Here is a 23143-nt window from a genome sequence, read left to right on the forward strand (position 1 = left end):
GGCCGGCTCCTACAGGCGACCGCGTACTGCCTGTAGGAGCCGGCCTTGCCGGCGAAAGCGATCTAGAGCGCGCTACGCAACCTTGCCATGTCCCGCAGCGGTGGCGCGCCATACAGCCGGCTGTACTCGCGGCTGAACTGCGACGGGCTCTCATAGCCCACCCGATACCCCGCCACCGACGCCTCCAACCCATCGTTGAGCATCAGCCGCCGGGCTTCCTGCAAGCGCAGTTGCTTCTGATACTGCAACGGGCTCATCGAGGTCACCGCCTTGAACCGGTGGTGCAGGGTCGAGGCACTCAGGTTTACCTCCCGTGCCAGGTCGTCGATGCGCAGCGGGCGCTGAAAATGATCATTGAGCCACTGGATGGCCTGGCACACGCGGTGGGTCTGGGTGTTGGCCATGGCGATCTCGTACAGCCGCGCACCCTGCTGCCCACGCAGCAGCCGATAGAGAATCTCGCGACGGATCAGCGGCGCCAGCACGGCAATGTCCTTGGGCGTATCCAGCAGGCGGATCAGGCGCAGCAATGCATCGAGCATCTGGGTGTCCAGGCGTTCGATGAATACCCCCCGCGACGACGGCTGCGACGGCACGCCCATCGGCCCGGCCTCGGCGATCAGGCTGTTGATCTCGGCCGGGTCGATGTCCAGGCGAATGCCCAGGCTGGGGTTCTGCGGGCTGGCCTCCAGCAGTGCACCGCTGATCGGCATCGCCACCGACACCACCATGTAGTGCAGCGGGTCGTACACATAGGTCTCGTCGCCCAGGCAGATCTCCTTGCGGCCCTGGGCCAGGATGCACAGCGCCGGCTGCGCCAGGGTCGGCATCGAGCGGGTGCTCTGCTCGTAGCGGCTCAGGTGCAGGTCGGCGATGGCCGAAGGCACCGTGCCGCTGGGGCAGTGGCGAACGACCAGCCCGGCCAGTTCCTGGCGCAGAAGCTCCAGGGCCGGGTCCAGCAACGGTGGGGTGGGTTCTGGGGCTGACATGTGCGGGTTCCTCTGCCGATGGGCGCAGCATAGGTTCGCGCACGCCGGGGCGCTAGCCGAATGCTGCGCGGTTCTTGCCTGATCCTGCGACGGGTGCAGAATCAGGCAAGCCGTCGACAGGAATCGCCTAACGCCGCGCGTGGCCTGGGCCGTAGCCTTGGCAGCCTGGGTTTTCTTCCCTGGCCGCTTCAAGGAGCACCGCACATGACGTCATCACAACCGGTCAGCCATCTTTCCTTCGTGCGCGCCAGCGTCGGCCGTTCGGCCGAGCTGGGCGTGCGCCTGCAGCAACTGCTCGAACCGTCGCGGCAAACCCCGGGGTGTCTGCATTTCAGCGTGCAGCGTTCCACCTGCGATGCCGACCTGTGGTTGCTCAACGGGGTGTGGGCCGACACTTCGGCGCTGCACGACTACTTTGCCTCGCCCAGCCTGCAGCTGTTTGGTGAACTGGTGCAGGCGCGGGTGGTGCACAGCCTCGACCTGCAGACGTTCACCGAGCAGCCGGCGAGTTAGAATGGCGCCTTTCCGGCAACCGATGTGGATGTGAGAGGCAATGGCACGTAAAGAATTCGACGTATTCGAGGCTGTTTCGGCGGTGGTGCCGGGCGAGGGTGGCTACAGCGCCGCGATCGCGGTCAAGGCCCTGGGCGCTGGCGGCGCACCGCGTTTTCACAAGGTGCTGCCAGGGCAGGTATTCAAGACCGCACTGGAGGCCGATGACGCTGCAGTGGTCGAACTGCAGCGCCTGAACGGCGTCAGTGACGACGCCGAACTGATCTGGTGATCAGGCCTGCGGGCGGGCCATCTTGAACAGGTTGCCCAGCTCGAAGTAATCCGCCGGGCCGCCGCCGCGCAGAATCGGCTCGGCGGCCGCGGTGTCGTAGATCCCTTCCTTGAGCAGGTGCTCGGCAATGTGCACCGCTACCACTTCGCCCAGAATCAGCCAGCTTGGCACCAGCGCCTGGTCGGCACGTTGCAGTTGCACGATCTGGGTCACCTTGCATTCGAACGACACCGGGCTTTCCTGCACCCGGGGTACCGCAATCACCCTGGAGGCTGCCGGGGTCAGCTGGCTCAGGGCGAACTCGTCGACCTCTGGCGCCACGGCGGCGCAGCTCTGGTTCATGGCGTCGGCCAGCGGGCGTGTGGCCAGGTTCCAGGCGAACTCGCCGGTCTGTTCGATGTTGTTCAGGCTGTCTTTGCGCCCGACGCTGCAGAACCCGATGATCGGCGGAATGTAGTTGAAGGCGTTGAAAAAACTGTAGGGCGCAAGGTTCAGGTGGCCGTCGCGGTCCTGGGAGGAGATCCAGCCGATCGGGCGCGGGCCGACGATGGCGTTGAACGGGTCGTGGGGCAGGCCGTGGCCTTTTGCGGGTTCGTAGTAGTACATCATCGGGCCTTGTGGGCGGAGGGTGCGCCTAGTGTGCCAACAGTTGCCGGCCCTGAAAATGACTAAGCCCGGCCGAAGCCGGGCTGTGGCGCTGCATCGGCTGTCAGCTGATGCGGTGGGCCTGGGTGCGGTCGAAGCCATCTTCGACGAAGCGATGCGCGTTGGTGTGATCGAAACCGTCTTCTGCCACGGTGGCGGGCTGGGCGTGTTCCACGGCGAAGTTGTGCGCGTTGGTGCGGTCGAAGCCGTCTTCGGCGAAAGCGTTGGCGGCCAGGACAGAGAAGGTGAGGGCCAGCATCAGTTTGGTTTTCATGGGGGTAACTCCGGTGGTGAGGGGTTGTCTGTTGCTATGGGTTTGATTTTACGCCCGTTAATTTGATTAAAAAGCGCAAAATATTGCCTATATGAATCTATTAAGTCGATACGTCAGGAAGCGGTTGGCCTCTGCTGGCAAGCCAGTGCCCACAGTGTTTTGCGAGCGCGGGAGCTGGCTTGCCAGCGAAGAGGACGACTCGGTTCTGAGTGGGCCCAGCATCGCGCACCCGCATTAATGCCGAATTAAGCCCACAAAAAAGGGGCCTCCATTGCTGGAGGCCCCTTGTCTACCGCAGTAAACCGATCAGTCGGTCTCGATCCGCGAGTTGTTGCGGGTGTCCTTCATGAACACGTACACCAGCAGCGAGACGGCAATGCACGCCGTGACGTACCAGTAGTATCCGGTCTCCATGTTGATGCTCTTGAACCACAGTGCCACGTACTCGGCCGTGCCACCGAAGATCGACACGGTCAGCGCATACGGCAGGCCCACGCCCAGCGCACGGATTTCGGTGGGGAACAGCTCTGCCTTGACCACCGCGTTGATCGAGGTGTAGCCGCTGACGATGATCAGTGCTGCCATGATCAGGAAGAACGCACCCCACCAGGTCTCGATGGTGTGCAGCGTGGTCAGGATCGGCACGGTGAAAAGGGTGCCCAACACACCGAAGGCGATCAGGATCGGGCGACGGCCGATCTTGTCCGACAGGCCGCCGATCACCGGCTGCAGGCACATGAACAGGAACAGGGTGGCTGCCGAGATCATGGTCGAGTCACTGATGCTCATGCCCACCGTGTTCACCAGGTACTTCTGCATGTAGGTGGTGTAGGTGTAGAACGCCAGGGTGCCGCCCATGGTCAGGCCGACCACGGTCGCCAGTTCCTTGGGGTGGCGCAGCAGGGTGCGCATCGAGCTTTCCTTGGCCTTTTCCTTCTTGGTGAACGAGGCCGTCTCTTCCATGCCGCGACGCAGGTACAACGCCACCACCGCGCACAGCGCGCCGATCACGAAGGGTACGCGCCAGCCCCACGAGTACAGCTGCTCGGTGGTCAGGGTCTGCTGCAGGATGATCAGCACCGCCAGCGCGATGAGCTGGCCGGAGATCAGCGTGACGTACTGGAAGCTGGAGAAGAAACCGCGACGCTCCTTGGTTGCCATTTCGCTGAGGTAGGTGGCCGAGGTGCCGTATTCACCCCCCACCGACAGGCCCTGCATCAGGCGTGCGATCACCAGCAGCACCGGCGCGGCGACGCCGATGGTTTCGTAGCTGGGTGTCAGGGCGATCACCAGGGAGCCGGCGCACATCAGCAGTACCGAGGCCATCAGCGCGGCCTTGCGGCCCTTGCGGTCGGCATAGATACCCATCAGCCAGCCACCGATCGGGCGCATCAGGAAGCCCACGGCGAAGATCGCGGCGGTGTTGAGCAGTTGGGTGGTGGTGTTGCCGGCCGGGAAGAAGGCCTTGGCGAAGTACAGCGAGAACGCCGCGTAGACGTACCAGTCGTACCATTCGACCATGTTGCCGATGGAGCCGGAGAAAATCGACTTGAGGCGGCTGGAGGTGGTTTTTTCAGCGGGTGCGGCCGCTGCCCCAGCAGGCAGAGAGGTGGAGTTATCCATTGAAGCAACCTTCTAGTTGTTTTTGTGGTGCGCGTGTAAACGCGGCCTGACAGGGCCATAGCAGGACCCGTGCCAGCCAGTGAAGGCCCGGTTTAGAAGGGTTTGGCAGGTTGAATGAGCGGAAATCCGCTCATTGGCGGCGCAGCGATAGGCAAGAATCCGCCTATGAGCCGGGGCGTTCGAGGAAGTCTTCGCGCACCAGTGCGTGGCGTTGCATCTTCTCGTTCAGGGTGCGTCGGGGCAGTTGCAGCTCCTCGAGCACCGCCTTGATGTCGCCCTGATGACGGCTCAGGGCGGCGCGCAGGCACTGGGCCTCGAAGGCTTCCTGTTGGGCAGCCAGCGATTGCCCGGTATGCGCCACTGCCGCCGATTGCGCATCGTCCAGGCCCAGGGCGTGGCGCTCGGCGGCGTTGGCCAGTTCGCGCACGTTGCCCGGCCAGTCGTGGCTGAGCAGCCGGCCCAGTTGTGCGCCACTGGGGTCGGCGGCGCTGCGGCCCAGGCGTTCGGCGGCGGCGCGGGCAAAATGGGCAAACAGCAGGGGGATGTCTTCGCGCCGCTCGCGTAACGGCGCCAGGCGCAGTTCGGCCACGTTCAGACGGTACGCCAGGTCTTCGCGAAAGCGCCCGGCGCGGGCTTCGAGCAGCAGGTCGGGCTTGGTGGCGGCAATGATGCGCAGGTCCACGCTGATGCTCTGGTTGGCGCCCAGGCGCTCGAGCTTGTGCTCCTGGATCACCCGCAGCAGCTTGGCCTGCTGGGCCAGCGGCATGCTCTCGATCTCGTCGAGGAACAGCGTGCCACCGTTGGCATATTCGAGCTTGCCGATGCGCTTGCCCTGGGCGCCGGTGAAGGCGCCGCTCTCGTGTCCGAACAGCTCGGCCTCGAACAATTGCTCAGGGATCGCCGCACAGTTGAGCGCCACGAACGGCTTGTCGGCCCGCGGGCCGAAATCATGCAGGCACCGCGCGACGCGCTCCTTGCCGCTGCCGGTTTCGCCGCGTATCAGCACATTGACCGGCAGCCCGGCCAGGTCCAGCACCTGGCGACGCAGTTGCTGCAGGCCAGGCGACATGCCCAGCAGGGTGTTTTCCAGGCGCACCTTGAGATCGGCCTGTTCATGCAGTCGGCGGTTCTCCAGCACCAGCTGGCGTTTCTCCAGGGCGCGGCGCAGGCTGCCGAGCAGGCTGTCGGGGCTGAAGGGCTTTTCCAGAAAATCGTAGGCGCCATTGCGCATGGCTTCGACCGCCATCGGCACGTCGCCATGCCCGGTAAGCAGAATCACCGGCAGGTCGGCATCACGCCCCTGCAGTTGCTCCAGCAGTTGCAGGCCGCCCATGCCGGGCATGCGCACATCGCTCAGGATCACCCCGGGAAAGTGCTCGGGCAGCTGTGCCAGACACGCCTCGGCACGTTCGAACAGCTGCACCTCGAAGCCGGCCAGGCTCAGCCACTGCTGCACCGCGGTACGGATGCTGGCCTCGTCGTCGACGACAATCACCGCATTCAGCATGCAGGCTCCGGGTCGCAGGGCAGGGTCAGGCTGAAACGCGCACCGCCTGGCTGGTTGTCGACCTGCAGGCGTCCGCCGGCTTCATGGATGATGCCGTAGGAAATCGCCAGCCCAAGGCCCAGCCCTTCGCCCACCGGCTTGGTGGTGAAGAACGGGTCGAACACGCAGCCCAGGTGCTCCTGCTTGATGCCGCCGCCGCTGTCGAGCACGCTCAGGTGCCAGTGGTCATGCTGCTTTTCGATACGGATCTCCAGGTGTTTCCAGGTTTTGTCGGCCATGGCGTCCAGGGCATTGCGCAACAGGTTGATCAGCACCTGTTCCAGGCGGATGGCGTCGCCGCGTACCCAGGCCGGACGCGCCAGGTACAGCGCGGTGCTGACGCCCTCGGCGCGGATGCGCGGGTCGAGCAACTGTAGCGCCTGGTCGACCACGGTGGCCAGGTCCAGACGTTCGCGCAGGCCGCTGGGGCTGTTGCGGGCAAAGGTTTTCAGGTGTCCGGTAAGGGCCGCCATGCGCGTGAGCATCTGGTCCAGCGGCTGCAGGGCCTGGCGTGCTTCGTCCAGGCGCTCGCTGTCGAGCAGCAGGCGCAGGGTGGCCAGCTGCATGCGCTGGGTGGTCAGCGGCTGGTTGAGCTCGTGGGCCAGCGCGGCGGACATCTGCCCCAGCGCCGCCAGCTTGGTCGACTGCACCAGGCCCTCCTGAGCCATGCGCAGTTCATGGGTGCGTTCCTCCACCAGGCGCTTGAGCTCGTCGCGGCTGCGCTGGCGCAGGCGGGCCAGGCGCAGGCGCTGGCTGATGAACAGCACCGCGAACACCAGGGTCAGCCAGACGGCGGCGGCCGTCAGCCCGGCGTTGCGCTCGTCATCCCCGGTGCGCGGTGTGCGCAGCAGGTGCAGGGTCCAGCCCTCGGCTTCCAGCGGCAGGCTTTCCCACAGGTAGTCGGTGTCGCCTTCGGGGCGCTGCACGCGCACCAGATGGCTGTTGTCGTCAAAGCGGGTCAGCACCTGACGCTGCAGGGGCAAGAGCGACTTCTTGTCGTACTGGCGGGTGGCGTCCAGCTCATTGAAATCGGCCGCCGACAGCGGGTTCAGCTCGCGGTAGCGCCAGCCGTCCTGGTTGGCCAGGAAGATGATCCCGCGGGCGTCGCTGACCAGCAGCACGTCGCTGCCCTGGCGCCATTCGCGCTCAAGCTCGGGAAACTCCAGCTTGACCACCATGGCCCCGAGAAACCGCCCCTGGTCGCCCAGCACCGCGCTGGACAGAAAGTAGCCGGGAATGCCGCTGGTCACCCCCACTGCATAGAAGCGCCCGCTGCCCTGGGTGCGGGTCTGCTTAAAGTACGGTCGAAAGCCGTAGTTCTGCCCCACGTAGGTGGTAGGCAGGCGCCAGTTGCTGGCCGCCACGGCCAGGCCGGTGTGGTCGAGCAGTTCGAGGGTGGACGACCTGGCGGCGCCGTTGATGCGTTCGAGCTTGCGGTTCAACGCGTCCTGGGTCGCTTCGCCCACCGGGCCGCCGAGGGCTGCGATGAGTTCGGAGTCCAGCGCCAGCACAGCGGGCAGGGCGCGGTAACGTTCGATCAGGGTGTGCAGCGAGTTGGCGTACAGCGCCAGTTGCTGGCTGGCCCGCTGGGTATCGTCGAGCATGGCCTGACGCTTGGCCTGATTCATCGCCCAGCCGGCGGCCAGCAGGGTGCCGGCGGTGATCAGCAGCAGAATCAGGCCCAGTCGCACGGCGCGGTAAGTGAACGGCATGGCAAGCAGTACCCTGGCAGGGGGGAAGGCTGCCAGGCGCTTCCCCGTGAACGTCACAGCGACTTACAGCAGCTCGAAGCGTTGCTGTTGCACGGTTTCGGAGTCCAGGCCGACCTGGACGTTGAACTCGCCAGGTTCGGCAACCCACTGCAACTGGCTGTTGTAGAACTTCAGGTCGTCCGGCTGCACGGTGAAGTGCAGGGTGCGCTCCTCGCCGGCCTTGAGCATGAGCTTCTGGAAGTTCTTCAGTTCCTTGACCGGGCGGCTCATCGAGGCGGCCACATCCTGCAGGTACAGCTGCACCACGGTTTCGCCGTCACGCTGGCCGGTGTTCTTCACGCGCACACTGACCTCCAGGCTCTGGCCCTGTTTCAGTGTGGTGCTCGACAGGCTCGGCGCCGACACACTGAAGGTGCTGTAGCTCAGGCCGTAGCCGAAGGGGTACAGCGGGCCGTTGGGCTCCTCGAAGTACTGCGAGGTGTAGTTGCCGGGCTTGCCGGGGGTGAACGGGCGGCCGATGCGCAGGTGGTTGTAGTACATCGGGATCTGCCCCACCGAGCGCGGGAAGGTGATGGCCAGCTTGCCCGAGGGGTTGTAGTCGCCCAGCAGCACGTCGGCGATGGCGTTGCCGCCCTCGGTGCCGCTGAACCAGGTTTCCAGGATGGCGTCGGCCTGCTCGCGCTCCCACGCCAGCGACAGCGGGCGACCGTTCATCAGCACCAGCACCAGCGGTTTGCCGGTGGCCTTGAGGGCCTTGATCAGCTCGCGCTGCACCGCCGGGATCTCCAGGGTGGTGCGGCTGGACGATTCGTGGGACATGCCCCGCGATTCGCCGACCACGGCCACCACCACGTCCGACTGCCTGGCGGCCTTGACCGCTTCGTCGATCAGCACGGCAGCCGGGCGCGGGTCATCGACGATTTCCGGAGCGTCGAAGTTGAGGAAGTTGAGGTAGTCGAGCACGGCCTTGTCGCCGGTCACGTTCGAGCCTTTGGCGTAGAGCACCCTGGCCTTGTCGCCCAGGGCACGGCGCAGGCCCTCGCGCACGGTCACTGACTGGTGCGGGCGACCGGCGGCGGCCCAGCTGCCCATCATGTCGATCGGGGCATCGGCCAGCGGGCCGACCAGGGCGATGGTGCCGGACTTTTTCAGCGGCAGGGTCTGCTGGCGGTTCTCCAGCAGCACCAGGCTGCGACGCGCCACGTCCCGTGCGATGTCGCGGTGCAGGCGGCTGTCGGCATAGGTGTCGGCCGGGTCGTCCTTGGCCTGGCCGATGCGCCGGTACGGGTCGGCGAACAGGCCCATGTCGTACTTGGCGCCGAGAATCTCGCGCACCGCGTTGTCCAGCTCGGCCGGGCTGACCGCGCCGGACTTGAGCAGCCCTGGCAGTTCCTGGCCATACAGCGTGTCGTTCATGCTCATGTCGATGCCGGCCTTGATCGCCAGCTGCGCCGCCTGCTTGCCATCGGCGGCCACGCCGTGGCGCACCAGCTCGGTGATCGCCCCATGGTCGCTGACGGTCACGCCCTTGAAGCCCCAGTCGCGGCGCAGCAGGTCGTTCATCAGCCAGGTGTTGGAGGTGGCGGGCACACCGTTGATCGAGTTCAGCGCCACCATCACGCCGCCGGCACCGGCATCGATGGCGGCGCGGTAGGGCGGCAGGTACTCGTTGTACATGCGCGTGGGGCTCATATCGACCGTGTTGTAGTCGCGCCCGCCTTCCACCGCGCCGTACAGGGCGAAGTGCTTGACGCTGGCCATGATGCTGTCGGCGTTGGCCGGGCTGCGGCCCTGGAACGATTCGACCATCACCCTGGAGATACGCGACACCAGGTAGGTGTCTTCGCCAAAGCCTTCGCTGGTACGGCCCCAGCGCGGGTCGCGGGCAATGTCGACCATGGGCGCGAAGGTCATGTCGATGCCGTCGGCGGCCGCTTCCAGGGCCGAGGTACGGCCGACCTGGGCGATGGCCTGCATGTCCCAGCTGGCGGCCAGGCCCAGGCTGATCGGGAAGATGGTGCGGTGGCCGTGGATCACGTCATAGGCGAAGAACATCGGGATCTTCAGGCGCCCGCGCATGGCGGCGTCCTGCATGGGCCGGTTCTCGTCACGGGTGATCGAGTTGAAGGTGCCGCCGATGCGTCCGGCGGCGATTTCCTCGCGGATTTTCTCGCGCGGCATTTCCGGGCCGATGCTGATCAGGCGCAACTGGCCGATCTTTTCCTCGACGCTCATCTGCTTGAGCAGGTTGGCGATGAACGCCTGTTTGTCTTGCAATGGCGCGGCGGCAGGCGAGTCAGCGAAGGCCGACTGGCTGGCCAGGCTGACGAGCAGGCCCAGCAAACACAGCTTGTTCATGAATTCTGTTCTCAAGGCTGCGGCAGTCGTCACGGTGCAGACTGGCAAGCCGAAGTTGGGGAAGCGGCTATTGTTGTAGTTTGCTGGGGCATCTTTTAGCCGATTGGGCCATCACGATCCAGCGGCGGCGTCGGATTATGCCTCAAGTCCGGCGCATTTCGAGCACTCACGGAGCGTAGCGACAATGCAGGTATCGAACAGAGCACGGTTGTGGCTGGTGCTGGCACTGGCCAGCCTGCTGGCCGGTTGCGGCATCAACAACATTCCCCAATACGACGAACAGGTCAAGGCGGCCTGGGCCCAGGTGCAGAACCAGTACCAGCGCCGTGCCGACCTGATTCCCAACCTGGTCGAAACGGTCAAAGGCTACGCCAGGCAGGAGCAGGCCACCTTGACCGCGGTCATCGAAGCGCGGGCCAAGGCCACCTCGATCAAGGTCGATGCCAGCACCCTGGACGATCCTGAAAAACTGCGCCAGTTCCAGGCCGCACAGGCCCAGCTGGGCGGTGCGCTGGGGCGCCTGATGGTGGTCTCGGAGCGTTACCCGGACCTTAAGTCGAACCAGAACTTCCTGGCCTTGCAGTCCCAGCTCGAGGGTACGGAAAACCGTATCGCGGTGGCGCGCAAGGACTTCATCGCCGCCGTGCAGCGCTACAACACCGAGATCCGTACCTTCCCCGGGCGCCTGTGGCACAGCGTGATGTACAGCGACATGCCGCTGCGCGAGAACTTCGAGGCCACCAGCGCCGATGCCGACAAAGCGCCTGAAGTGAAATTCTGATGCGTGTGCTCAAGGCGGCGCTGCTGGTGCTGCTGGCGGCGAGCGGCTGGCTGTGGGCCGCGCCCCAGTTCCCGGCGCTCAGTGCACGGGTGGTGGACCAGGCCGGGCTGCTAGACGGCGCCACCCGCAGCCAGCTTGAGCAGATGCTTAAGGCCCACGAGCAGGCCACCGGCGAGCAGGTCGTGGTGGTGACCCTGGCCAGCCTGCAGGGGCAGGCCATCGAGGACTATGGCTACCAGCTGGGGCGCCACTGGGGCATCGGCCAGCAGGGCAAGGACAACGGTGCGCTGTTGATCGTCGCCCCCCAGGAGCGCAAGCTGCGCATCGAAGTCGGTTATGGCCTGGAGGGCCGCCTGACCGATGCCCAGGCCTCGGTCATCATCAACAGCGTGATCACCCCGGCGTTTCGCCGTGGTGACTTCAGCCAGGGCATCGTGCTTGGCACGGCGGCCATCCTTCAGGTGCTGGGCGGCGCACCGCTGGACGAGCCGGCGCGACCTCTGGCAGACGAGGCGCAGCAGCAAGGTGCGCCGGTCTGGGCGGTGGGCCTGTTCATCCTGATGATCATCATCGTGTTCGCCCTGCAGGGCCTTGGCGGGGGTGGCCGCGGTGGGCGCGGGGGCTTTGGCGGTGGTCTTGGCGGCGGTTTCGGGGGCGGCCTGGGCGGTGGCGGCGGTGGCTTCAGTGGCGGCGGCGGCAGTTTCGGCGGGGGCGGGTCCTCCGGCGGCTGGTAACTACACGACAAGAGACACACACGTACATGGCATTGCTCAGTGAATACGAACAGCGTCAGGTGGCCCAGGCCATCGCCCAGGTAGAACAGCGTACCGATGCCGAGCTGGTGACGGTGCTGGCGGCGCGTGCCGACGACTATGCCTATATCCCGTTGCTGTGGGCCAGCCTGCTGGCGCTGGTGGTGCCGGGCGTCCTCTATTACCTGAGCGGCTGGCTGAGCGTGCATGGCCTGCTGCTGGCGCAGTGGCTGACCTTCATCGTGCTGTGCCTGGTGTTTCGCCTGCCGCGTCTGACCAGTTGGCTGGTGCCGCGCAGGGTGCGCCACTGGCGTGCGTCGAACCTGGCGCGGCGCCAGTTTCTGGAGCAGAACCTGCATCACACCGTGGGCCGCACCGGGGTGCTGATCTTCGTCAGCGAGGCCGAGCGGTATGTGGAGATCCTGGTGGACGAGGGCATCTCCAGTCGCCTCGACAACCAGGCCTGGGACGCCATCGTGCGCACCTTCACCGCCCAGGTGCAGCAGGGCCAGACCCTGCAGGGCTTTGTCACCTGCATCGAGGCCTGCGGCGAGCTGCTGGCGGCCCATGTGCCGGTGACCCAGGCGCGCAACGAGCTGCCCAACCGGCTGGTGCTGCTGGGCTGAGGCATGCGCGCTGATCGACAAATGCTGTGCCTGGGGCGTTCATCCACGTAAAATGCGCGCCATTGCGCGCCTGCGGGCGCCCCCCGCAACCCGAGGCACCCACTCCCCATGTCCGCAACCCCCACCGTCCAGGCCGCGCCGGATGCGCGTGCGCAGTTTCTGGCGCTGCTCGCCACCAGCCTGCACCAGCACACCTTCATCAAACTGGTGCTGGCGCGCCATGTCGGCGCCGAGGTCGACCTGCAGCGGGTAACGGTCAAGCCGCTGACGATCAAGGGGCAGGCCAGCCTGTCGTTCGTGTACCGCTACAAGACCCGCGACATCACCCGCAACCTGGCGCTGGACGAGGCGCTGACGTTGATCGGTGAGCTGTTGCCGGCTTCGTTTCGCAACGCGCACCTGCTCAGCCTGAACGACGAGGTGCAGCTGGAGTTCACCAAGAAGGGCAAGCCGATGCTGCATCGCAACGCCGTGCAGCAGGCGCGCGAGGTGGTGACCGGCGAGCATGATCGCGAGAAGAAGCGCTACCTGGAGCTGAGCCGGCCGTTTCTGCACGACCTGGGCGTGACCGACAAGCAGCAGGCGCTGATTCCGGCGATGTCGCGCAAATGGAAGCAGATCAACAAGTTCATCGAGGTGTTCTCCCATGCGCTGAGCAGCGCGCCACTGGCGGCAGATCAGCCGGTGCGGGTGGCGGACTTCGGCTCGGGCAAGGGCTACCTGACCTTCGCGATCCACGACTACCTGCGCAACACCCTGCAGCGCGAGGCGCAGGTGACGGGCGTGGAGTTGCGCCCGGACATGGTCGAGCTGTGCAATGCCGCCGCCGCGCGCCTGGAGCATCCGGGGCTGAAGTTCGAGTGTGGCGATGTGCGCAGCGTGGTGCCCAGCGCCATCGAGGTGATGATCGCCCTGCATGCCTGTGACATTGCCACCGATTACGCGATTCATACCGGTATTCGCTGTGGCGCGGCGATCATCATGTGCTCGCCGTGCTGCCACAAGCAGATTCGCCCGCAGATGCACAGCCCGGGGTTGCTCAAGCCGATGCTGCAGTACGGCCTGCACCTGGGGCAGCAGGCCGAGATGCTCACCGACAGCCTGCGTGCGTTGTACCTGGAGGCCTGTGGCTACGAGACCAAGGTGTTCGAGTTCATCTCGCTGGAGCACACCAACAAGAACAAGATGATCCTGGCCACCCGGCGGCGCGAGCCGGTGGCGGCGCAGGCGTTGCTGGAGAAGATCCAGGCGCTCAAGGCGTTCTATGGGGTCAAGGAGCATTGTCTGGAGACGCTGCTGCGGGCCGATGGCTTGATTCCCGGGTAGACCTTCAGGGCCCCTTCGCCGGCAAGGCCGGCTCCTACGCACGCCGCGGCCATGTAGGAGCCGGCCTTGCCGGCGAAGGGCTCACCTCAGACCTTGACCGGTGCCGGATGCACCCGCGCCTTGCGCCCCAGCACTACCGTCAGGATCACCCCGCCGGCAAACACCCAGGTGATCGGCGCCACCTGCTCGCCAAAGAACAGCGCCGACAGCGCGATGGTGAAGAAGATCTGCAGCAGCTGCACCTGGCTCACCCGTGAGATTCCGCCCAGCGCCAGCCCGGCGTACCAGGCAAAAAAGCCGATGAACTGCGAAAACAGCGACACATAGCCGAACGCCCACCAGGCCCGCGGGCTGATCGCGCCCTCATGCTGCAGCGCCAGGTACACCACCGGCCCCAGCAGCAGCGGGCTGGACAGCACCAGCGCCCAGCAGATCACCTGCCAACCGCCCATCTCCCGCGCCAGGCGGCCGCCTTCGGCATAGCCCAGCCCGCCCACCGCAATCGCCGCCAGCATCAGCAGGTCACCGGCCTGGATGTGTCCGGCGCCCATGATCATCGCGTAGGCCACCACCAGTGCGCTGCCCAGCGCCGCCCATGCCCAGAACGCCGTGGACGGTCGCTCGTGGGACAGCCACGCCGCATACACCACCACGCACAAGGGTTGCAGGCCGTTGACCAGTGCGCCGTGGGAGGCCGGCACGCTCTGCATGGCCCAGGCCGACAGCACCGGGAAGCCGAGAATCACTCCCAGCGCCACCAGGCTCAGGCCCTTGACCTGCTGCCAGGTGGGCCACTTTTCACGGCGCCACAGCAATAGCGCCGCTGCCGGGATCGCGGCCACCAGGGCCCGGCCCAGGCCGTTGAGCAGCGGGTGCATCTCCTGCACCACGATGCGGGTCATGGGCAGGGTCAGGCTGAAGATGATGACGCCGAGCAGGCCGAGGGCCAGGCCGGTGTTTTCGCGGGTAGACATGAGCGCGCCTGAGGGCTGGAGGGGCCGCTCATTGAGCCACAGGTGGGGTGGGGAATCTGGTTACAGTTGGCAACAAAGGTGTCCGTACAGTTGGGCGTCGCGCCGGCCTTTTCGCCGGCAAGGCCGGCTCCTACAGGCTTCGCGCCCTCCTGTGGGGGCCGGCCTAGCGCCGACGCCGCCCCACTGCCTTGGGCGGCGGCGCGGGCACATTCGCCAGCGCGCCCAGCGGGTGCGTGGTGGCATCGAAAAAATGCAGTTCGATGCCCGGGCACGCTTCGAACACCCGCGCGTAATGCTGCTTCTGGCTCACGATGGCCGCCTCGTTCACCGGCAGGATCGAAATGGCCAGGTGTGTCGGCTGCGCCTGCCTGATCGCCTCCACCAGGTGCCGGTCGGCACGGTCCAGGTGATGCCCGAACACGCACAGCCCCTCGCGCTGCGTCGCCAGCGCGGCGTAGCACCAGGTCAGGTAATCGGACCCGCGAATCGCCCGCAGCTTGTTGTCGCTGCTGTCTTCATTGACGAACAGCGGCACATCGCCCGGGGTGTTGATGGCAAAGCCGTCGAGCAACTGGCTGCCGCTGGCCGCCCGCTGGCGCGTGGTGCCGTGCTGGGTGCGCAGCAGGTGCAGGCCGCCATGCAGGTAGTGCATCCGCGTGCCCGGCCCCTGAGCCCGGCTGACGTCGAAATCGCCTTCCTCGTCGAACAGCTCGGCAAAGCCGTGCGGCGCCTGGTTCACGGCCCAGTGACAGAGCAGGTCGTAGTTGCTGGAAAACACGCGCTGGTAGGTGCGCAGCTCGGCGTTGATCGCGGCCAGGTGGGCAGTGGGCAGCAGCTTCCAGGGAATGTGCACGCTGCGCACGGCGTGGATCAGCGCTTCCTTGATCGCGTAGTAGCGGTTGAGCGGTGCCGACGAACTGATCGCCAGCGCGGCATTGACCTGCACGGTGGTGTTCAGGGCACTGAGCACCGGCGCGAACAGCTCGCTGTTCATCGATTTGAACAGTGCCTGGTCGGTGAGGCCGAGGGGCTTGTGACGTACGCGCTGGGCCAGTTCGAACAGCGAAAAGTAGGCGAACGGGCGCCAGATGGCGCGGCTGGCACCGTTGCCCAGCAGCAGGCTGGTGCACGGGTGGGCGGTATTGAGGTGCGGCCAGGCCGCCAGGGTTGCGTCGACGTCGGCGAGGGGCATGTGGATCTCGTAGGGATTTGTTGCACGTTGGCAGGGCGCGACTGTAGCACGCCGGCGCGTTGTCATCAGCGCTCCGGAACCTGCGGTGTCTGCCACCGGGTACTGAGGGCTGGCCGAAGGCAGAGGGAGTGTGTGAGAATGATACGAATTCCCATTAATGTTTTGTCTGCCTTATCACGCGCCGGACGCCCATGACCTCGCTTTCAACCCCCTGGACGGCCGGCGCGCCGTCGTTTGCGGCTGTCGCCGACGAGCTGCTCGCGCACTACACCGACCTGCGTCGCTACCTCGGCAGCCGCCTGCGCAACCCCGATGATGCGGCCGATATTGCCCAGTCGAGCTTTGCCCAGGCCTACGCGCATGCCCTCAATGCCCCGGTGATCAATGCCCGTGCGCTGCTGTTCCAGGCGGCGCGCAACCTGTGCATCGACCAGTTTCGCCGGCGCAGTCGCGAGCTGGCGGCGCTGGAGGACTGGCTGACACGGGCCGATGTGCTCACCCCCAGCGTGGAAGAGATCCTGATTGCCCGCGAGCAGTTGCAGCAACTGATTGCGCGTATCGAGCGCATGCCGCGCCTGCGCCGCGAGGTGTTCGTGCGCGTGCGCCTGCATGGCCAGAGCCATCGCCAGGTGTGTGACGAGCTGCAGCTGTCGGCCAAGGCCGTGGAGTTGCACATCGGCCGCGCGGTGTTCGACCTGTCCGAACTGAGCCAGGCCTGCCGTCATGTCTGAGGCGCGGCCGGTTTCGCCCCGCAAGGTACAGCAGGCGCTGGGCTACCTGGCGGGGCTGCACAGTGACGACCCCTCCCGTGTGCGCGAGGTGAGCGGGCAGTTGCAGCGCTGGCGCAACAAAAGCAGCGAGCATGAGCGTGCCTGGCTGGAGGCCGAGCAGCGTTGGCAGATGATCCATCGGCTGACCCCGCAGTTGCGCGGCTCGCTGGCCCCCGAGCCGGTCAACCTCGGCCGGCGTCGCCTGCTGCGCCAGGGTGCCGGCCTGCTGGCGGTGGTCGGGTGCAGTGCATGGCTGGGTTGGCTGTGGCAGCGCCGGCCACAGTTCGACCAGGTGCTGCTGACCGAACATGCAGCGCCCGCACGCAATGTACTGCTGCCCGACGGCAGCCAGATGGTGCTGGCGGCCGAAAGCAACGTGCAGGTGAAGTACAGCAACGGCCAGCGCGAGGTCATGCTGGCCCACGGCAATGTGTTTTTCGACGTGGCCCACGAGCGCCTGCGCAGCTTCCTGGTCAGCACCCGGCTGGGGCAGGTGCAGGTGCTGGGCACCGCCTTCAGCGTCAGCGACCGTGGCGGCGATATCCAGGTGGCGGTGACCCGCGGTCATGTGAAGGTGCGCGGCCTGGGTGGCGAGACCCGCGAACTGCTGGCCGGCGACCGGGTGCGCCTGGGCGAACCCGGTGTGCCGGGGCCGGTGGAGCATCACCCGCAGGCGGCCCCAAACGCCGAGCACTGGCGCCAGGGCTGGTGGTCGTTCACCGATGCACCGCTGGCCGAGGTGATCGACGAATTCAATGCCTACAGCAACCGTCAGGTGCGGCTTGGCGAGGGAGCAGCCGGGCTGCGCCTGACCGGCAGCTTCCCCAGCGACCGCCCCGACATATTGCTGAACGCCTTGCCCAGGGTGCTGCCGCTGAGCCTGATGCAGAAGGGTGAGTACACCTGGCTGCAGCTTCGTTGAAATTTTTTTGAGGGGTAGTGGCCAGCTAGCGCGTCTTCCTGGCAACTCCCTAGCTCAAAGGACAGATCATGTCGTTTTTCCTCGCCCGGACCACGCGTTCGTCGCCTTCTTCGGTTATCCCCAGCACCCTTCGCCACCTGGTGCTGGCCTGTGCTCTTGGCGCGGCCAGCCTGTCGGCCGTGTCGGCCGAGCTGAGCGCAGGCACCCGCGTGCTGGCGCTCGACCTGCCCAGCCAGCCGCTGGATAGCGCGGTGCAGGCGCTGTCCCGCGAGGCGAGGGTGGCGATTGCCGCCGACAGCCAGTGGCTGGCCGGGCGCGATGCCCCGGCGCTGCAGGGCCGCTTCACCCTGCAACAGGCGCTGCAACGCCTGCTGGACAACAGCGGCCTGGTGGCCAGCGAAGAAAACGGCGTGATCATCCTGCGTCGCCCCGAGAGCGACGGCGCGCTGACCCTGGGTGCCACCACGGTCAATGCGCAGGTGGGCAACAGCAGCAACCCGCCCGAGCTCTACAGCGGTGGCCAGGTGGCACGCGGTGCGAAGGTGGGCATGCTGGGCAATCGCGACATCATGGAAACCCCTTTCAACATCACCGCCTACACCGCCCAGCACATGGAAAACCAGCAGAGCGGCACGGTGGGCGCGGTGCTGCGCAACGATCCGTCGGTGCGCTTCAGCACCGGTGAAGGCCACACCTACGAAAACTTCATGATCCGCGGCTACTCCATCGACTCCACCGAGCTTGCGGTCAACGGTCTGTATGGCCTGGCACCCGATGGGCATGTGCCCACCGAGTTCCTGGAGCGCGTCGAGGTGCTCAAGGGCCCTGGCGCACTGCTCACCGGCATGGCCCCCAACGGCGGTGTGGGTGGGGTGATCAACCTGGTGCCCAAGCGGGCCGGGGATGCGCCACTGACGCGCCTGACCACCAGCTACGTATCCGACGGCTACTGGGCCGAGCACCTGGACCTGAGCCGGCGCCTGGGCGAGGAGAACCGCCTGGGCATCCGCTTCAACGGCGTGTACGGCAGCGGTGACACCGGGGTCGACGACCAGTCCAAGGACCGCACCCTGGCGTCCCTGGGCATGGATTACCGTGGCGATGGCTGGAAGCTGGAACTCGATGCCTACGAAAGCCACGAAAAGATGCAGAACGGCAGCCCGATGATGGCCGGCTTCAGCAAACTGGGCTACGTGACCAAGGCGCCCAAGCCGGATTCCAACATCCTCGACGGTATTTCGGCCAAGCAGATCAGCAAGGCGGTGATCCTGCGCGGCGAATACGAACTGTCGGACGACTGGACGGCCTACGCCAGCGTCGGCGGTGCGCGTACCCGCTACAAGGGCTTCCTCAACGGCACGCGCTCGATCATCACCTCCGGCAACGGCGACGCCACCGCCGAAACCTACAACCAGGGCGGCTATACCCATAGCCTGTCCACCGAAGCGGGTGTGCGCGGCAACTTCAGTACCGGTCCGGTGACCCACCAGCTGGTGCTCAGCACCACCCTGCTGCACCAGGACATCGGTCGCGCCGCCACCGTAACCGGGGCAAAGTACACGACCAACATCTATCACCCCGGCAAGCCGATCATTGCCGGCAACATCGGCTCCAGCGACAAGACCGGCGACAACACCCTGTCGAGCTTTGCCGTGGCCGATACCCTGGGCTTCGTCGACGACAAGCTGTTGCTGACCCTGGGCGTGCGCTCGCAGCGGGTGCGCCAGAAGATGAGTTCGCCTTCGTATGACGAGCATGCGCTGACCCCGGCACTGGGCGTGGTGCTCAGGCCGTGGGAGGCGGATGTCTCGCTGTACGCCAACTACATCGAGGGCCTGACCCAGGGCGGCATGGTCAGCGACCTGTCGGCTGCCAACTATGGCGAGCAGTTCGCCCCGTACAAGTCCAAGCAGGTGGAAGCCGGGGTCAAGTGGGACCTGGGCGACTTCACCCACACCGTCAGCGTGTTCCAGATCGAGAAGCCGAGCATGATGCTCGACACCGCCAGCAACCGTTACACCGACGATGGTCAGCAGCGCAATCGCGGGGTGGAGTGGAACCTGTTCGGTTCGCTGACGCCGAGCGTACGCCTGCTGGGTGGGGTGACCTATACCCGTGCCGAGCTGACCAAGACCGCTGGCGGCAAGCTCGATGGCAACGCCGCGCGCGGGGTGCCGCAGTGGTCGGCGAACCTGGGCGGCGAGTGGGACACGCCCTGGGTCGAGGGCCTGACCCTGACCGCGCTGGCCATCCACAGCAGCTCGCAGTACCTGGATTCGGCCAACGAACTGAAGATTCCGCAGTGGACCCGCTATGACCTGGGCGGTCGCTACAGCACGCGCATCCTGAGCAAGGACGTGGTGCTGCGCGCCAGCCTGGAGAACGTCGAGAACCGTGCCTACTGGGCCGGTGTGTTCAACGACGGCTACGCCACGGTCAGCGAGCCGCGCACGCTGAAACTTTCGGCCAGCATCGACTTCTGAGGTGTACATGCAACGACTCAAGACATTTTGCGCCGGCCTTGCGCTGGCCAGCCTGACCGGCGGCGCCGCAATGGCGGCCTCGCTGGTGCCCGGGCACAGCGTCAGCGGCGCCATCGGCCAGGGCCGGCAGCCGGTATGGACCGTGCCGCTCAAGGCCGGTGACTTCGTGCAGGGGCGCGTGGAGGGCGACGTCAGCGTGCGCCTGCTCGATGCCGACGGCCAGCCGGTGCGGTTGCTGGTGGACGGGCTGGACATGGTGCGCGACTTCATGTTCATCGCCCCCCACGACGGCCTGTATGGCGTGCGCGCAGAAGCCATCGCCACCCGCCCGCAGGCTGCCTATTCGCTCAAGCTGACCGGTGTCACCAGCGTGGCCGAGCAGCAGGCCCAGCAGACGCGCCTGCAAAGCCCGGTGATGCGCGAGCTGGCGGCACATGTGGCCAAGGGGGGCGATACCCAGGCCTTCTGGAAGGCCCGCGAGCAGCAGGGTACGCCCCTGGTCGAAGCGCTGGCGGAGCAGCCCGGGCAATCGCTGGTGACCTTCCTGTGGCGAGGTGCCCGGCACAACGTTCGGGTGTTCGGCGCGCCGTCGGGCAACCATGATGAGCTGCAGCGCCTGGGCGACAGCGATGTGTGGTTTCGCAGCTACGTGGTGCCTTCCAGCACCCGGATGAGCTACCAGATGGCACCGGACGTACCGCCCTCCACTGACCGCCGGGTGATTCTGGCCAGCTCCCGGCAAGACCCGCTCAACCCCAACGGCTTTGCCGATGGCAGTGGCGATCGCTGGCTGTCGCGCTCGCGCCTGGAGCTTGCCGACGCGCCGGCGCAGCCCTGGGTGGCGCAGCGCCCCGGGGTAGCCCGGGGCACGCTGGAGCGCCAGGTGCTGACCAGCAAGGTGCTGGGCAACCAGCGTGACGTGTACCTGTACCGCCCGCCGGGCTGGACGCCGGGGGCGGCGGGGCAGGGGCTGCTGGTGCTGTTCGATGCGCATGCCTACACCCGGCAGGTGCCCACCCCGACGCTGCTCGACAACCTGCTCGCCGATGGCCTGATCGGCCCCACTGCTGCGCTGATCATCGCCAACCCGACCGACCTGTCGCGCCAGGTCGAGCTGCCACCCAACCCGCAGTTTGCGCGGTTCATGGCCGAGGAACTGATGCCCTGGGCGAAGGCGCGCGGGCTGTCGGCTCCGGCCGACCGCACGGTGGTGGCAGGTTCCAGCTACGGCGGGCTGGCCTCGGCCTACCTGGGGCTGCAGCATCCGGAGCTGTTCGGCAATGTGCTGAGCCTGTCGGGGTCGTACTGGTGGGCGCCGGAAGGCGTGGAGCCTGGCTGGCTGACCCGCGAGTACGTGCGTGCACCGCGTGCGCCGCTGCGCTTCTACCTGCAGTCGGGGTTGTTCGAGGGGCCGAAGATTCTCGACACCAATCGCCAGTTGCGCGACGTGCTGCAGGCCAAGGGGTATCCGGTGGTGCAGGTGGAATACCCGGCCGGGCATGACTACCTGCAATGGCGTGGGTCATTGCCGTGTGGGTTGATCGCCCTGATCGGTAGCGGGCAGGGGACGCCGCAGGCCTGTGAGCCGCGTTGACCCTGCTGGCCGCTTCGCCGGCAAGGCGGGCTCCTGCAACATCGCCAGGAGCCGGCCTTGTCGGCGAAAGGTTTACTGCGCGACAGCCGCCTCGCGCCTGACCTTGTTGCGCCACAGTCGGTAGGCACGAATGCCTGCCCGCACCGAGCCGTACAGCAGCTCGCTGCCCATCTCCCGCGCCAGCCCCGAGCGCACCAGCATCCGCAGGAAGCTGCCGCGGGCCCGGGCGATGCCCATCACGATGCCCTGGGCCATCAGGGTTTCACGCACTTCGCGCAGCGCCGCGATGCCGCTCACGTCGATCGAGCTGACCGCCTCGGCGTCGAACAGCACGGCGCGGGCTTCCACCTCCTTCTGCACCGCGTCGAGCAGGCGCATCTTGAAGTAGTCGGCGTTGAAGAACAGGATCGCGTCGTCGAAGCGGTACACCACCAGCCCTGGCACCGTGCGCGCGTCCTTGTGGCGGCGGATGTCCACCTGGCCCTCGATGCCGGGCGCCCAGCCCAGCACTGCATCGGTGGGCTGGTAGATGGTGTAGAGCAGGCGCAGGATCGCCAGGGTCACCGCGATGATGATGCCCGGCAGCACGCCCACGCCCAGCACGCCGACCGTGGTCAGGATGCACAGCCAGAACTCGAAGCGGCTGAGGGTGTAGATCTTGCTCAGCGACTTGACGTCGATCAGGCCCCAGCCGGCCATCAGCAGCACGGCGCCCAGGGCTGCCTGCGGGATCCACGCCATGGGTACGGTGAACAGCAGCAGGCACAGCGCGATCACCAGCGCCGCGATGATGCCCACCAGCTGGCTCTTGCCACCCACCATGTCGTTGACTGCGGTACGCGAGTCGGCGCCGCTGATGGCAAACCCCTGCGAGGCGCCGGCGGCCAGGTTCGACACGCCCAGGGCGAGGAACTCATGGTTGGCGTTGATCGCATAGCCATGGCGTGCGGCGAAGCTGCGTGCGGTCAGCATGGCGCTGCAGAAACTGACCGTAGCGATACCCAGGGCGTCACGCAGCAGGCTTTTCATCTCTTCGAGGTTGGTCTGCGGCCAGGCGAGGGTGGGCATGCCCGAGGGCACGTGACCGAGGACTGCCACGCCGAAGCGGTCCAGGCCGAACAGGCCGGCCACCAGGGTGGCGATGGCCACGGTCACCAGCGCTGCCGGCAGCTTGGGGTAGCGCCGGGGCAGCCAGATCAGCAGAGCCAGGCCGGCCAGGCCGATGAACAGCGTCAGCCAATGGATTTCGTTCAGGCGTTCGAGCAGGTTGATCAGGCTGAGCACGAAGCCGTTGCCCTCGATCTTGAACCCCAGCACCTTGCCCAGCTGGCCGGCCAGCAGGCTCAGGCCGATACCGTTCAGGTAGCCGATCAGAATCGGTCGGGAGAAGAAACTGGCAATGAAGCCGGCCCGAGCCAGGCCTGCGGCGATCAGCATCAGCCCCACCAGCACCGTGACGATCACCGACAGCTGCGCCACGCGCGCCGGGTCGCCCATGGCCAGCGGCGCCACGGCACCGGCGACCATGGCGCAGGTGGCAGCGTCGGGCCCGACCATCAACTGGCGCGAGCTGCCCACCAGGGCGTACACCATCATGGGCAGGATGCATGCGTACAGCCCGACCTGCGGCGGCAGGCCGACGATCTGCGCGTAGGCGATGGCGATGGGGATCTGGATGGCGGCAACCGACAGGCCGGCCTGGAGGTCCGGGCGAAACCATTCGGCACGGTAACGCAGCAGGTTGGCGAGGCCGGGGAGCCAGCGGGAGAGAAACATGGACTGTTCCTTGTTA

Annotated in this window: 19 protein-coding genes and 1 pseudogene; 10 read left to right on the forward strand and 10 right to left on the reverse strand. The window is 66.4% G+C overall.

Annotated features, from left to right (window positions below):
• Positions 1-62: 62 nt before the first annotated feature.
• Positions 63-989 (reverse strand): AraC family transcriptional regulator, encoded by a 927-nt coding sequence (locus V9K84_RS00635; protein ID WP_043860778.1) that lies wholly within the window; start codon positions 987-989, stop codon positions 63-65.
• Positions 990-1193: 204 nt separating this feature from the next.
• On the opposite strand from V9K84_RS00635, the gene V9K84_RS00640 reads away from it, so the two are divergent.
• The gene (locus V9K84_RS00640; RefSeq protein ID WP_058540919.1) at positions 1194-1502 is read left to right on the forward strand and encodes an antibiotic biosynthesis monooxygenase; all 309 of its coding nucleotides are present in this window, start codon (positions 1194-1196) and stop codon (positions 1500-1502) included.
• 40 nt (positions 1503-1542) lie between these two features.
• Positions 1543-1773 (forward strand): hypothetical protein, encoded by a 231-nt coding sequence (locus V9K84_RS00645; RefSeq protein ID WP_054914791.1) that lies wholly within the window; start codon positions 1543-1545, stop codon positions 1771-1773.
• On the opposite strand, the gene V9K84_RS00650 is transcribed toward V9K84_RS00645, so the two are convergent.
• From V9K84_RS00650 to bglX, 6 genes and pseudogenes are all read right to left on the reverse strand, one after another.
• Positions 1774-2379: a flavin reductase family protein gene (locus tag V9K84_RS00650; RefSeq protein WP_088515509.1), complete on the reverse strand. Its 606-nt coding sequence runs from the start codon at positions 2377-2379 to the stop codon at positions 1774-1776.
• 124 nt (positions 2380-2503) lie between these two features.
• Positions 2504-2692 (reverse strand): annotated as a pseudogene (locus V9K84_RS00655) (heme utilization protein); the annotation flags it as partial.
• A 306-nt stretch (positions 2693-2998) separates the two neighbouring features.
• Positions 2999-4315 carry an MFS transporter gene (locus V9K84_RS00660; RefSeq protein ID WP_043860783.1) on the reverse strand — a complete coding sequence of 439 codons (1317 nt, stop codon included), beginning with the start codon at positions 4313-4315 and terminating at the stop codon, positions 2999-3001.
• Positions 4316-4478: 163 nt separating this feature from the next.
• Positions 4479-5822, reverse strand: coding sequence for a sigma-54 dependent transcriptional regulator (locus V9K84_RS00665; RefSeq protein WP_078479560.1), 1344 nt, complete (start codon positions 5820-5822; stop codon positions 4479-4481).
• Positions 5816-7573, reverse strand: a complete 1758-nt coding sequence (locus V9K84_RS00670; RefSeq protein ID WP_043860785.1) for an ATP-binding protein — start codon at positions 7571-7573, stop codon at positions 5816-5818. Before V9K84_RS00670 ends, V9K84_RS00665 begins: the two co-directional genes overlap by 7 nt.
• Before the next feature lie 63 nt (positions 7574-7636).
• Positions 7637-9931 (reverse strand): beta-glucosidase BglX, encoded by a 2295-nt coding sequence (bglX, locus tag V9K84_RS00675; RefSeq protein ID WP_088515508.1) that lies wholly within the window; start codon positions 9929-9931, stop codon positions 7637-7639.
• A gap of 184 nt (positions 9932-10115) precedes the next feature.
• On the opposite strand from bglX, the gene V9K84_RS00680 reads away from it, so the two are divergent.
• From V9K84_RS00680 to V9K84_RS00695, 4 genes are all read left to right on the forward strand, one after another.
• Entirely contained in the window at positions 10116-10712 is a 597-nt protein-coding gene (locus tag V9K84_RS00680; RefSeq protein ID WP_043860787.1) for a LemA family protein, read from the forward strand.
• Complete coding sequence (locus V9K84_RS00685) at positions 10712-11446, forward strand: TPM domain-containing protein (protein ID WP_088515507.1); 735 nt, start codon at positions 10712-10714, stop codon at positions 11444-11446. Before V9K84_RS00680 ends, V9K84_RS00685 begins: the two co-directional genes overlap by 1 nt.
• A gap of 26 nt (positions 11447-11472) precedes the next feature.
• Positions 11473-12090 carry a TPM domain-containing protein gene (locus tag V9K84_RS00690; protein ID WP_043859748.1) on the forward strand — a complete coding sequence of 206 codons (618 nt, stop codon included), beginning with the start codon at positions 11473-11475 and terminating at the stop codon, positions 12088-12090.
• Between the two features lie 108 nt (positions 12091-12198).
• Positions 12199-13416 carry an SAM-dependent methyltransferase gene (locus tag V9K84_RS00695; protein WP_088515506.1) on the forward strand — a complete coding sequence of 406 codons (1218 nt, stop codon included), beginning with the start codon at positions 12199-12201 and terminating at the stop codon, positions 13414-13416.
• Between the two features lie 86 nt (positions 13417-13502).
• Here V9K84_RS00695 and V9K84_RS00700 read toward each other — a convergent pair whose 3' ends face one another.
• A complete protein-coding gene (locus V9K84_RS00700; protein ID WP_043859746.1) occupies positions 13503-14390 on the reverse strand; it encodes a DMT family transporter in 888 nt (295 codons plus the stop codon).
• A gap of 163 nt (positions 14391-14553) precedes the next feature.
• Positions 14554-15582: a DUF4917 family protein gene (locus V9K84_RS00705; protein WP_088515505.1), complete on the reverse strand. Its 1029-nt coding sequence runs from the start codon at positions 15580-15582 to the stop codon at positions 14554-14556.
• A 191-nt stretch (positions 15583-15773) separates the two neighbouring features.
• Here V9K84_RS00705 and V9K84_RS00710 point away from each other — a divergent pair, with 191 nt between their 5' ends.
• From V9K84_RS00710 to V9K84_RS00725, 4 genes are all read left to right on the forward strand, one after another.
• Complete coding sequence (locus tag V9K84_RS00710) at positions 15774-16313, forward strand: RNA polymerase sigma factor (protein WP_088515504.1); 540 nt, start codon at positions 15774-15776, stop codon at positions 16311-16313.
• Positions 16306-17274, forward strand: a complete 969-nt coding sequence (locus tag V9K84_RS00715) for a FecR domain-containing protein (RefSeq protein WP_088515503.1) — start codon at positions 16306-16308, stop codon at positions 17272-17274. The genes V9K84_RS00710 and V9K84_RS00715 overlap by 8 nt, the downstream gene beginning before the upstream one ends.
• Positions 17275-17342: 68 nt before the next feature.
• Positions 17343-19757, forward strand: a complete 2415-nt coding sequence (locus V9K84_RS00720; RefSeq protein ID WP_088515502.1) for a TonB-dependent receptor — start codon at positions 17343-17345, stop codon at positions 19755-19757.
• Positions 19758-19764: 7 nt separating this feature from the next.
• Positions 19765-21351 carry an alpha/beta hydrolase-fold protein gene (locus V9K84_RS00725; RefSeq protein ID WP_338793477.1) on the forward strand — a complete coding sequence of 529 codons (1587 nt, stop codon included), beginning with the start codon at positions 19765-19767 and terminating at the stop codon, positions 21349-21351.
• Positions 21352-21423: 72 nt separating this feature from the next.
• Here V9K84_RS00725 and V9K84_RS00730 read toward each other — a convergent pair whose 3' ends face one another.
• Entirely contained in the window at positions 21424-23127 is a 1704-nt protein-coding gene (locus V9K84_RS00730) for a SulP family inorganic anion transporter (protein ID WP_043860081.1), read from the reverse strand.
• Positions 23128-23143 lie beyond the last annotated feature (16 nt).

This window comes from Pseudomonas sp. AE27 (assembly GCF_037113495.1).
Taxonomy (GTDB): Bacteria; Pseudomonadota; Gammaproteobacteria; order Pseudomonadales; family Pseudomonadaceae; genus Aquipseudomonas; species Aquipseudomonas palmensis.